We start from the raw sequence: 11,627 nt of genomic DNA on the forward strand, positions 1-11,627 counted from the left end.
TTTGACCTTTACAAGTTCTTCCATTAAAATTGATTTGATAAAAAATTATACACAGATAAGAGGTAAAAACATTATGGCTTCTCAATATCAACAATACTCTGCTGTCAGAAAGTACTGGCACTTAATGAGACCACATACATTGACTGCTGCAGTAGTCCCAGTGCTTGTAGGTACTGCAACTTCAAAGCTTTTTCTATTAGGTAGTGAAGATCACCTTAACCTCCCGTTATTCTTAGCAATGTTAATCGCGTGCTTATTAATTCAAGCAGCAACAAACATGTTTAATGAATACTATGATTTCAAAAAAGGATTAGATGATCACACTTCTGTAGGAATCGGCGGCGCTATCGTTCGCAATGGTATGAGTCCTAAACTTGTCATGAATTTGGCAATTGCATTTTATATTATTGCAGCAATACTTGGAATTTTTATAGCAAGTCAAAGTTCCTTCTGGTTACTACCTATTGGACTTGTATGTATGGCTGTCGGTTACTTATACACAGGTGGACCTTTCCCTATTTCTTGGACACCTTTTGGCGAATTATTCTCCGGTGTATTCATGGGGATGTTTATTATAATGATTGCTTTCTTTATCCAAACAAATAACTTACAAAGTTTAGCATTTTGGGTAAGTCTTCCAATCGTTATCACAATTGCACTTATTAATATGGGTAATAATATTCGTGATCGAGTAAAAGATAAAGAAAGCGGTCGTAAAACATTACCAATCTTAATAGGTAAAAATAACTCTGTACGCTTTTTAGGATTTATGTATATCGTAGCGTACCTTTTAGTTATTTACATTGCCTTTTTCCAACCAGGTGGTTCAATTTTCTACTTACTTGCTCTATTATCAGCGCCAATGGCGATTAAAGCTGTACGCAGATTCAAAAGAAATGATACACCTCAAACAATGATGCCTGCGATGGCTGCAACTGGAAAAACAAATACATTCTTCGGTGTATTATTTGCCTTAGGAATTTATATTAGTGCATTACTAGGTGGTATTTAATCAATACTATAATCTTCATATAGCCCATTAATATAATATTAAACCTATATCAAGGAGCGACTTTCTCAAATAAGAAAGTCGCTTTTTATTGTTAATCCAATGATTTTGTTGTATACGTCATGTGATAATGCATATGACCATATAAATCAAATTCACTCGCTATTTGAAATCCTAATTTTTTATAAACGTGTAATGCCCCAGCATTTGTTATATCACAATTTAAACTCCATTTTTCTCCAGGATATGTTGTTAATACATGCTTAATAAGTTGTGTTGCCACCCCTTTACCGCGATATTCAGGAAAAGTTGCAACTGTTTCAATATAATACTCATCATCGTTTGCTTCTTTCATAGGCATAGGTGTACCAAAAGCTTTAATATCTTCCTCAAGTATCATGTCTAACCATGCCTTTTCAAGCATTTCCTCTTGTTCTCCAGGATAAGCAATTAAGCATCCCGCTATTTCACCATCCATTTCATATACCCATACATTACTATAGTGACCTCTATAATTGACCTCTACTATACTCTGTTCCATCACTTTAAGTAATCGTTCCTTTTCAACACTTTTAACCATATCTATATCCAACTCATGCCATATGATGTAGCATAATTGTGCAACTTTATGTTTATCTTCTTTTTTAGCTTTTCTGATCATTTAAATTCTCCTCAACTCATCATTACTTATTGATTCTATTATATATGAAACATAAGGTATTTTCGAAATAACAGCTAAATTCCTCACGACTTAATTGTTTTCAATTGTTGTATGTCTTATTATAAGAGATAATTAAGGTATTAATATAATGAAAGGATATAAACAAATGAAAATAAACAAAGTTATTTATGTATTACTTGCCTTTCTCCTTGGATGGAGTGGGATCCATAAATTTTATTCAAATCAATTAGCACAAGGTATTGTACATTTAATCTTCTTTTGGACAGGCATCCCTTACATCATTGCGATAATAAATGGCATAATTACTATTTTCTTTAAAAAAGCTGATGAAAATGGCATGATTAGTTTCGAAAAATAATATATTCCATCCTTTATTGAACTATTTTTAAAATATCACGATAAATCATCTTAAAATGGGTAAACAATTATAATAAAGTAGATTGAGCAATTTTGAACTGTAGTCTAGGAGGTTTTACAATGGGAAATATTATAAAGCGTATATTTAGATCACTGGTTGTGGGCTATATAGTGAAAGCAATTAAAAATTTAATAAGCAAGAAAAAATAGTTTCACTACAAAAAGAGATTAGAACAAAAGCATAAATAGCTGATGTCCTAATCTCTTTTTTAGACTAAATAGAATATCAATGAAAACAATTCCAGTTGTTTTGTTAAATTATCAAATAATAAAAAAGGTAAACAATAATGTTCACCTATTCATATATCATCGCGTATCACAAATACATTAATCATTTTTATATTGTTTAAGTTTAACTTACTTTATGCTCAAAAAAACGGAATGCTCTTGCTGGCAGTAACAATATCTTTTGTATAGAAAAATTGTTTCCCTTCTCCAGTATATGCTGGGTTAAGTATCATATTCGCTTTGGCACTGTATAACCACTCAGGATGAATTCCAGAATTTAATATCTCTTGAAATTCCTGGAAGTCTTTAGCCCAATCTAAATTTGGCTCCACATTCATTCACCTCGCTAACATAATAGAACATACGTTCCACAATGTCAACAGTGCACTACTTATATCAACCATAAATAGAATAGTAGTCAATTATTAAATGTAGCAAAACAAAACACTTTAAATACTGCTTCATGTAATTAAATCAACGAATTGTGATCATGTCACTTAACATAATCACAATTTGTTAAATACACATATCAAAAAATACCGAAATCCTATAGTTAGGATTCCGGTATTTTCGATAATATTTATATTACGGAAACGGAGGGATTCGAACCCTCGCGCCGCTTTCACGACCTACACCCTTAGCAGGGGCGCCTCTTCAGCCAACTTGAGTACGTTTCCAATGGCTCCACAGGTAGGACTCGAACCTACGACCGATCGGTTAACAGCCGATAGCTCTACCACTGAGCTACTGTGGATCAATCAGTGCTTCTCATCAAGCACAAATACTATTATAGCAACTACAAAATATTTTTCAAGAGGAATGTTAAAAAAATATGCGGAACATTTACACTATATTAATATGATGTTCCACATATTTTAATTTTTTACATTTTTTATAAATAAAGTTAGCTACTTATTTTCAAATAAAGAGTATTTAGCCAAAGCTTCGTAAATATTTAATTGTGATTTCGTATAATCAATAGGAGATTCAGGATCAAATGTAGCAACTCTAGCTGCTCTATCCATCATATAATAATAGTATATACCATTTAAGTATTGATGTTGCATACTATGTGCTGAAATATTAACAATCATAGATTGATTATCTACGAAAGTCACTTTAGATTTCTTATCTTTTAACGTCCTAATACTCTGAACATAATGAATGTTAATCCAAGTGTTTTCTTCTTTACGATCTGAATGAGTTGGAAAGAAATAAGTAGGAAATAATGGGGTGAATAAAATGGGTGGTTTACTACAAATACCAGTGATTCTCATGGTATCTTCTTTTTTAAATACATAACTACTACCATAGAACCTGCATGAACGGTCGATAATTTTATGTATTCGATCTTTTATGACATTACTTTCTTCTTTGTACTTGTAGATAGATGTACCTTCATACTGTCCAATTGACAAGTTACATGGTTGAAGCGCCATATCACCTTTTTTAATAATATATTGTTGAATCATAGCTGTTGCCCCCTTACAATTTATGGTGATACCCAAATAATATACTAAAAATATATTAAATTCAACTTATACAATAAAATATTTTATAAATTTACTACAATTAAAATTCAGTGAATATTCTTTTGATATTTCTTACTTTTTGATAAAGTTGCATTTTACACTTATTTTTTCGGAAAAGTCAGAATATTCGTTGATTTCAAAAATAAAAGACGGTATACTAAATATAAATATATATAGAAGGGCTGTGCTGGAAATGAAACACAATACTCATGTTAAATACAATACATTGGAATCTTTTGTATCTACTATCAATGATTTGGGCATTGAATTAATTATTGATGAATCACTTAGGAATGTTCGTAAGCAGCAATTAGAATATCTTATTGACGATGCATTAAAGAATAAAAACGAGAATGATTTCAAACGATTTACTGAAGAATACAGAAACTTGGAGGAATTCCTCGTTGGTTAATTTAATAGCATGTTATTTAAAATAAGGTCTATTCCCTACTTACGCTATCGAAGTTAGAGAATAGACCTTTTTGAATTTTATAAATCTTAAGTAAAACTATTATGACATTAATCTGATTAATTCATTTCTATCTATCGCGCCAAAATAATGGTGGATGTCATAGTTTGATAAAGCTTCTTCAATACTAGCAAATTCATGCAATGTCCCCACTAGGGCATTTTCAAGTTCGGTGATGTCCCCTTCGCCAAAAAAGTCGCCAAAAATTCTAGCATGTGCAATTTGACCCTTTTTAACATCTAATTTGATTTGAACAAAGCCTTTTTCAAATTTTTCTTCTCTTTCAAAGTTGTATTTTGGATTTTTACCATAATTCCAATCCCATGTACGATATTTTTCATTACTTAATTGTTCTATATTTTGCCAATCTTCATCTGTAAGTTTATACTCTTCTACTTGGTTAGCCTCTCCAAAGATTGTTTTTAAAATGATATCTTTAAAAGTATCAATATCAATAGGCTCATCTAGGAATTCTACAATGTTCGCGACTCTACTTCTCACAGATTTAATTCCTTTTGATTTAATTTTAGCTGGATTCACCCTTAAAGCATTTTGAACTTCATCCAATTCACTATTCAATATCAATGTGCCATGACTAAACATACGATCTTTCACTTTTACCATTGCATTACCAGATATTTTAGCATTCCCAACTTGAATATCATTTCGTCCACTCAATTCAGCATTTACACCCAATGATTTTAACGCTTCAACAATAGGCTCAGTAAACTTTTTAAAGTTATGGAAACTATTGCCATCATCATCTGTAATAAAACTAAAATTCAGATTTCCTGTATCATGATACACAGCTCCACCACCAGAAATACGTCTTACTACATCAATACCATGCTTATCGATGTATGGTTGGTTAACTTCTTCTACAGTATTTTGATTTTTCCCAATTATTATAGATGGTCTGTTAACATAAAAAAGAAAATAACTATCTTCTTTGGGCATGTTTTTTAAAACATACTCTTCCATAGCTAAATTCAAGGTTGGATCTGTAATATCATTATTACTAATAAATTTCATTAACTACACTCCTTTTTCCTAATATATATGCCCTTATCTTATTTATGCTATATTTTGCCGAAAAATGCCAATTATTAAGTTCAATTTCACTCAATATTTTTAATATTGTTTTATCTAATGCGATTTGATAGTTATTTGTTTATTTGTGCATGGATTTTTTGTATAATACTATCTAGTTAGCATTTCTAGGGAGGACTAAGCATGACTGTTGCAGAAGTTGGAAATATAGTAGAATTTTATGACGGTTTAAAAGGCCGTGTAGAAAAAATTAATGATAATTCAGTAATTGTAGACTTAACAATTATGGAGAACTTCAATGAACTAGACTTGCCTGAAAAAACTGTCATTAATCATAAACGATATACAATCGTTGACCAAGAAGGATAGTTAAAATGGATAGAATTTCAAAGGCTTTAATATGGTTTGTAGTAAGCTTTCTTGTATTTCACGTAATCCTTTATATTATGTGGGGTGAAAAACAAGAATATTGGTATCTATATACTGGTATTATGTTAATAGCAGGTATTAGTTACACCTTTTACCAAAGAGATATAGAATCTAAACGATTGTTAACTTCTCTTGGTATAGGGATAATTGTTGGTATCGTGTTAATCCTAGTTCAGCTTATCATAGCAGCTATTGTTTCAGATTTAAAATACTCTGAATTAATTAAAGAATTAACAAGAACTGGTGTATATTTTAAATGGCAAATGTTAGTAACGCTCGTTTTCGTTATTCCATGCCATGAACTTTATATGAGAACTGTGTTACAAAAAGAACTGCTAAAATTAAAAATGCCAAGTTGGTTAGCCATTGTGATTACAGCACTTTGCTCAGCTTCGTTATTTTACTATTTAGACAATCTATGGATTGTTTTCTTTATTTTTATTGTACAAATTGTTCTTTCCCTAAGTTATTTATATACGCGCAGAATTGCAACAACCGTAATAGCACAAATTGTTGCCGTTGTTATTCTTTTGATTTTCCACGTATAGTTCATTTAGTTTATTGTTTAGGAAAAATTGAAATATTCCAATTATCACAAAAAACTGGAAGATACTCGTCTTAAGACACTGTATCTTCCAGTTTTTTATTACATTTTTTATAGTTACCAAAACATCCACCAACAGCACAAAAGATTAACGACCTATCTTACTATTTGTTTTAAGTTATAACGTTGAAAGTTTGTTTTTGACGTAATTGATATGTGTTATTTTTTAAATTTCTAGAAATAAGTTCGACCATAGTAATATTATCAGTATCATGTATTACAGCATTTTCTAAATATTGTCGGTAGTTTCTATAACAATAATCAGTCATACTCACACGATACATGTGATCTAATCTAATATTATTTAATACCACGCGATTGAACGGTTCAGCATTCATATCAATCGTATAATCTACACCTTGCCAAAATGTACATAATGTTTCATCAATAATCGTTAAACTCAGTTCACCTTCGCTAAATTCTATATGTGAATACCCATACTCCAATATATCTTTAATATGTTGTCCTTTAAGTGTTAAGTCTACAGGCACATCTGGATGTGGATAAGCTTCATACAAGTCTTTATTCGTCACTGTGCCCGTCAAACCTTCTTCACCATTTGTAGGCAAATGTACACATGAAATATCATAATCAAAAGACAAACGAATACTATCATGCAATAATTGAATAAATGGATGTGGTTGCTTAATCACATCTGCGAGCCCGTTTACTTGTGCTTGTATATCAGATCGAGTTAAAACATCTTTTCCCCAATGTTCAACCGTCTTTCTATCATAATGCGTTAGATTTAGTAATGCCTCATCTTCTTTATATTCATTTAAATCTACAATGTGTGAGTCTACATCTTCCAACTCGTAAGAATTTGTTCTCTTCTTGAAATTAATCTTCACATGAATTAATTGTTCTGCATTTTGACCGGCTTGTACATAAAGTGTTTGATCATCTCTACCGATAAAAGTTTGATGCTGATGACCGGTAATCAATAAATCAATAACGCCTAATGTCTGCATGATTTTTTCCGCTTCATTTACATTTTGCTCACGCTCATTTGCCGACGTATTCAATTGATTTAATCCTCCATGATAAATTACTATAAGAAAATCTGGCATCTCTGTTTCATGGATAAAACGAATCCATCTTTTAGAAGATAATAACGTTTTCTCAATGCGTACATCTTTTTCCATTTCAAAATGCTCACGTTCCATCAAACCATCTGATGTTAAGCCAACGATTGCAATTTTAACACCCTCAATTTCTTTAATTGTATATGGAGTAGAAAAATAGGGTTCACGGGTACGTTTATATTCAATATTCGCTGATAGCCACGGAAACCTAGATAATGAAATGGATCTCGAAAAAAAGGATAATCCAAATTTAAATTCATTAGGACTTATACCGCTAGCATCGTATTGCATGGCATTCATAAGTTTAATCATCGGATGTCGCTTATTTGGTGCAATAATAGCATAATAAAATGCCGCCAATGATCCTGCTAAACTCCCGCCACTATCTAACAAAATGACGTGCTCGTTTTCTTCTCTTTTTTGTTTTACGTATGTGCCAGCTCTATAAATATTCGAACCATTATCTCCATTTAGAAAATAACTATGCATATCTGAAGTTGTGATAACATCTATTGCAATTTTTTCACTTAGTTTCATACGCCTCTCTCCTCATTAATGACAGTTTAACATGTATATAAATATCGTTGGTACTAAAAATGATTTTGAATACGATACATCTTCAACAATTTCCATACCTTTATAGTAATATACAAAAAAGCAAGGTGTTTCTTGCAATATCACGCCAAGAAACACCCTGCTTTTTATTTCCAACTGACTACTAGCCAATTTGCACACGTTCTTTTGGATAATGAAACTTGTCTGGCTCGCGACGGCCACCTATCATGATAATAAAACTGATAAGACCTACACGTCCTATGAACATCAGCAACATCAACACAACCTTAGTTGTATCATTAAGATCTCCAGTAATACCTAACGATAAGCCACATGTACCAAAAGCTGACATGACTTCAAAGAAAACTTGTAAAAATGATAATTTACCATTTTCAGCAACAAGTATACATATCATGCTTGCAAATGTAAGTATAGAAGCCATCGTAAATACGGCAAACGAACGCTGAATATCTGTAACGTGAATTTCACGATTAAATGCTTTGATTGAAATTTTTTCGTTATTATTATTAAAATTCAATAAAAATAATATTAATATTGCAAACGTGGTCGTTCTAATACCACCACCAACAGAACTTGGGGAAGACCCTATAAACATTAATATACTCATAATGACATTCGTCCCATCACCAAAATGACTAACATCTATAGTTTGCAGACCTGCACTTCTTGTCGTAGCTGATTGGAATAACGCATAAAACAATGACTTATGCCAAGTCATATTTTGAAAAGCATGATTATGCTCTAATAATAAAATCATTACTACGCCTAATACAAATAATACTAAATAAGTTACGGTAGTAATCTTGGCAAACAATGAAAATCTAAAATTCGGGATTCGATTTTTAATATAAGCTTTCAGTTCAATCAAAACTGGAAAACCAATAGATCCTAAAATAATCAAAAACATTACAATTGTCTGTACAAAATAATCATTTGCATACGGAATTAATGATTGCCCAGTAATATCTAGACCACCATTCGTCGTAGCCGAGACAGAAACAAAAATGCCTTGCATTATAGCATACTGTAAATCTGGCGTATCTCTATAAAAGTAAAACGCAAGTAACGCTGCACCTACAAATTCAATTATTAAAATCGTACGTACAATATCTAAAATAAGTTTTACTGTGCCACTCATTGTGTCTTTATTATTATCTAGCATGATTAATTGACGTTCACGCATACCGATATGTTTACCTAAGACAACCCATAGCATTGTACCAATCGCCATTACACCAATACCGCCAATGTTTAGAATAATCATAATAATGATTTGGCCAAACGTTGAATAAGTTTCTGCAATATTTACTGGTGATAAACCAGTCACGCTAACTCCAGAAACAGCAACAAATAGCGTGTCTACTGGATCAACATGTACACCTGATTTATGTACAAATGGTAAATTAAGTAATAAGAACGCTACTACAATAGCAACGAGATAATACATTACAATACCTTGTTGAGGGCTGGATTTCTTTAACAATTGATTGAAAATGGACAACACTTATCACCTCAACGTTACTTCAATTTAATCTTGATATCCTTAAGTTTACCATCTCTATATATTTTAGCTGGTAATGTCTGCAAATCATCTTTGTGACTAAAGATAACTTGTCTATATCTCAGATTATCTTCAATTTCTTTACCATCTAATTCTACTATGACATCATTTTTTTGCAACCCAGATTTTTCACCTAATGAATTTTCTTTAACATCACCAATCAAAATACCTTTGTTAATATCATTCGGTAAGCTAATTGCCTGACGTGTCGCATCATCTATCTCTGCAACATTTGTTATTTTAACACCTGTATTAGGATATTTCACTTCTCCTTTGGCTTCAAGTTGCTTTGCTATAGATTGCGCATCATTAACAGGAATTGCAAATGCCATACCTTCTACATTTTCCATATCAATTTTTAATGATGCAATACCAACTAACTTACCATCTCTATCAATGACACCACCACCTGAATTACCAGGGTTCACTGGTGCATCCACCTGGAATGCACTCATCAGTACATCATATTGATTATCTTTATCTATGTCTACAGGCACATGACGGTTAAGACCAGATATGATCCCTTCTGATACGCTACCTTTAAAATCAACACCCAACGGATTACCAATCACTATAATAGGTTCTCCTAGTACAAGTGTACTTGAATCACCCATTTTGATTGGTTTAACATCACTATCAGATTTCACCTTCGCTTTGACGATAGCGATATCAGAGAATTTATCTGTACCTATAACTTTACCTATTGAATAATCATCATTACCATATGTAATCTTTTGTTCTTTTTTATCACCGACGACATGTGCATTCGTCATAATAAAAATAGAGCCGCCCACTTTTTTGTAGACGACACCTGAACCTAATTCATTTTCTTTCCCAGCTTCTTGTGTCTCTTTATCTGCAGATGAAGTTTCCTTACCTGTATTATTATCAACAGTTACAATTGAATGTATGGCACTGTTTGCGCTTTTCATTGTTGTTGTATAAGCTTTGTCTTGGTGGCCTTTAAATACGCTTTCTCTACTACTACCATTGTGATCTACGTTATTAAATATTGCGTTTATTAATACTAAGAGTAATATCACACCAATCACTATAAGTAGTTTTGCCCAATGTTCCAAGAAAAACTCTCTTATTTTATCAATATTGCTTTGTTTATGATGCGTTTCAATATTGTTATTTTTTTGTGTATTTTCAACCTTCTCTTTACTATTGCTACCACTTTCCTCATCAATATATTGTTTGACGCGAGACTGTTGTGCTTCTTCTGAATAAAAATGATCATATTGCTCATTTTTACCAATTATACCATTACCGTTTACATGTGATGTTTCTTTTCTGTTTGTCTCTATATCGTTATTACTTTGCTCTGTAGTAGATTGTTCTACATTTTGTTTATCTATGTTGTGCTGTTCACTATGAACATCTTGATTTTCCTTGTTATCGTCAAGTTTATACATCTCGTCTGATGGGCTAGCATTTAAGTCGTTATCAGATGGACTATGTTTTCGACTAATCGCTAAAATTTGTTGTTGTTGAATTTCTTCTTGAGTGAGCTTTTCAATACGTGCTTTCCTCAAATTATCTTTTACACGTTCTTCATTATTTTTTGCTAACTGTTCTGCTTTTTCTGCTCGTTCTTCCTCAGCTTTTTGCTCAAGTTGTACACGTTGTTCCCGTTCTTCGTTATGAAAATATTCTCGTCGTTTTCTTCCATATTTCGTTTTTGGGATTACATGTTTTTTATTATTAGTCACTATAATTCCCCCTAATACTACATGTTACTTCAACATCTATTATGACATATCATAATAAAGATTGCTTAGTTATTTTGTTTTATAAAAGTAGATATATTTTGATTATAATCACTTTTATCTTAAATTTCTAATTATAATTAATGATTCTAAAAAAACGTGTTTATCATAGTAAAGTATTGACATATAATGTATGCAATATTCTATACATATACTTTTATAATGCAAGAAACCCAGAAAACATAATATGTTTTCTGGGTCATTGAATTATAC

The 11,627-nt window shown here is 31.8% G+C and carries 12 protein-coding genes and 2 tRNA genes; 5 read left to right on the forward strand and 9 right to left on the reverse strand.

Annotation, left to right across the window (positions count from 1 at the left end):
• The first annotated feature begins 73 nt into the window (after positions 1-73).
• Positions 74-1,012, forward strand: coding sequence for a 1,4-dihydroxy-2-naphthoate polyprenyltransferase (locus tag PYW31_RS09190; protein WP_046838113.1), 939 nt, complete (start codon positions 74-76; stop codon positions 1,010-1,012).
• A 91-nt stretch (positions 1,013-1,103) separates the two neighbouring features.
• On the opposite strand, the gene PYW31_RS09195 is transcribed toward PYW31_RS09190, so the two are convergent.
• A complete protein-coding gene (locus PYW31_RS09195; protein WP_046838112.1) occupies positions 1,104-1,670 on the reverse strand; it encodes a GNAT family N-acetyltransferase in 567 nt (188 codons plus the stop codon).
• 166 nt (positions 1,671-1,836) lie between these two features.
• Between PYW31_RS09195 and PYW31_RS09200 the strand changes: the two genes are divergently transcribed.
• Positions 1,837-2,049, forward strand: coding sequence for a TM2 domain-containing protein (locus PYW31_RS09200; RefSeq protein WP_046838117.1), 213 nt, complete (start codon positions 1,837-1,839; stop codon positions 2,047-2,049).
• A 427-nt stretch (positions 2,050-2,476) separates the two neighbouring features.
• Here the strand turns inward: PYW31_RS09200 and PYW31_RS09205 are convergent, their stop codons facing one another.
• From PYW31_RS09205 to PYW31_RS09220, 4 genes are all read right to left on the reverse strand, one after another.
• Positions 2,477-2,668, reverse strand: a complete 192-nt coding sequence (locus PYW31_RS09205) for a hypothetical protein (RefSeq protein ID WP_046838111.1) — start codon at positions 2,666-2,668, stop codon at positions 2,477-2,479.
• A 256-nt stretch (positions 2,669-2,924) separates the two neighbouring features.
• Positions 2,925-3,013, reverse strand: a tRNA-Ser gene (locus tag PYW31_RS09210).
• Positions 3,014-3,015: 2 nt separating this feature from the next.
• Positions 3,016-3,090: transfer RNA gene (locus PYW31_RS09215), tRNA-Asn, on the reverse strand.
• A gap of 154 nt (positions 3,091-3,244) precedes the next feature.
• Positions 3,245-3,808, reverse strand: coding sequence for a competence protein ComK (locus PYW31_RS09220; protein ID WP_046838110.1), 564 nt, complete (start codon positions 3,806-3,808; stop codon positions 3,245-3,247).
• Positions 3,809-4,061: 253 nt separating this feature from the next.
• Between PYW31_RS09220 and PYW31_RS09225 the strand changes: the two genes are divergently transcribed.
• A complete protein-coding gene (locus tag PYW31_RS09225; protein ID WP_046838109.1) occupies positions 4,062-4,280 on the forward strand; it encodes an IDEAL domain-containing protein in 219 nt (72 codons plus the stop codon).
• 99 nt (positions 4,281-4,379) lie between these two features.
• On the opposite strand, the gene PYW31_RS09230 is transcribed toward PYW31_RS09225, so the two are convergent.
• Positions 4,380-5,369 (reverse strand): lipoate--protein ligase, encoded by a 990-nt coding sequence (locus PYW31_RS09230; RefSeq protein WP_046838108.1) that lies wholly within the window; start codon positions 5,367-5,369, stop codon positions 4,380-4,382.
• Positions 5,370-5,570: 201 nt separating this feature from the next.
• Here PYW31_RS09230 and PYW31_RS09235 point away from each other — a divergent pair, with 201 nt between their 5' ends.
• Together PYW31_RS09235 and PYW31_RS09240 are read left to right on the forward strand one after the other, a co-directional pair.
• Positions 5,571-5,756: a YkvS family protein gene (locus PYW31_RS09235; protein ID WP_046838107.1), complete on the forward strand. Its 186-nt coding sequence runs from the start codon at positions 5,571-5,573 to the stop codon at positions 5,754-5,756.
• 5 nt (positions 5,757-5,761) lie between these two features.
• The gene (locus PYW31_RS09240; protein ID WP_046838106.1) at positions 5,762-6,364 is read left to right on the forward strand and encodes a CPBP family glutamic-type intramembrane protease; all 603 of its coding nucleotides are present in this window, start codon (positions 5,762-5,764) and stop codon (positions 6,362-6,364) included.
• A 169-nt stretch (positions 6,365-6,533) separates the two neighbouring features.
• Here the strand turns inward: PYW31_RS09240 and PYW31_RS09245 are convergent, their stop codons facing one another.
• From PYW31_RS09245 to PYW31_RS09255, 3 genes are all read right to left on the reverse strand, one after another.
• Positions 6,534-8,042 carry a bifunctional metallophosphatase/5'-nucleotidase gene (locus PYW31_RS09245; RefSeq protein ID WP_046838105.1) on the reverse strand — a complete coding sequence of 503 codons (1,509 nt, stop codon included), beginning with the start codon at positions 8,040-8,042 and terminating at the stop codon, positions 6,534-6,536.
• Between the two features lie 181 nt (positions 8,043-8,223).
• On the reverse strand, positions 8,224-9,582 hold the full coding sequence (locus tag PYW31_RS09250) for a TrkH family potassium uptake protein (RefSeq protein WP_046838104.1): 1,359 nt from the start codon (positions 9,580-9,582) through the stop codon (positions 8,224-8,226).
• 17 nt (positions 9,583-9,599) lie between these two features.
• Entirely contained in the window at positions 9,600-11,357 is a 1,758-nt protein-coding gene (locus PYW31_RS09255) for a S1C family serine protease (RefSeq protein WP_046838103.1), read from the reverse strand.
• Between the last annotated feature and the right edge of the window lie 270 nt (positions 11,358-11,627).

It is taken from the genome of Staphylococcus succinus, from assembly GCF_029024945.1.
GTDB classification, from domain to species: domain Bacteria; phylum Bacillota; class Bacilli; order Staphylococcales; family Staphylococcaceae; genus Staphylococcus; species Staphylococcus succinus.

Bases quoted from the DNA above. Each gene is read 5' to 3' on its own strand.
- PYW31_RS09200 (WP_046838117.1), top strand. From the start codon at position 1,837: ATGAAAATAAACAAAGTTATTTATGTATTACTTGCCTTTCTCCTTGGA.
- PYW31_RS09235 (WP_046838107.1), top strand. From the start codon at position 5,571: ATGACTGTTGCAGAAGTTGGAAATATAGTAGAATTTTATGACGGTTTA.
- PYW31_RS09245 (WP_046838105.1), bottom strand. From the start codon at position 8,042: ATGAAACTAAGTGAAAAAATTGCAATAGATGTTATCACAACTTCAGAT.
- PYW31_RS09195 (WP_046838112.1), bottom strand. From the start codon at position 1,670: ATGATCAGAAAAGCTAAAAAAGAAGATAAACATAAAGTTGCACAATTA.
- PYW31_RS09230 (WP_046838108.1), bottom strand. From the start codon at position 5,369: ATGAAATTTATTAGTAATAATGATATTACAGATCCAACCTTGAATTTA.
- PYW31_RS09190 (WP_046838113.1), top strand. From the start codon at position 74: ATGGCTTCTCAATATCAACAATACTCTGCTGTCAGAAAGTACTGGCAC.
- PYW31_RS09220 (WP_046838110.1), bottom strand. From the start codon at position 3,808: ATGATTCAACAATATATTATTAAAAAAGGTGATATGGCGCTTCAACCA.
- PYW31_RS09225 (WP_046838109.1), top strand. From the start codon at position 4,062: ATGAAACACAATACTCATGTTAAATACAATACATTGGAATCTTTTGTA.
- PYW31_RS09240 (WP_046838106.1), top strand. From the start codon at position 5,762: ATGGATAGAATTTCAAAGGCTTTAATATGGTTTGTAGTAAGCTTTCTT.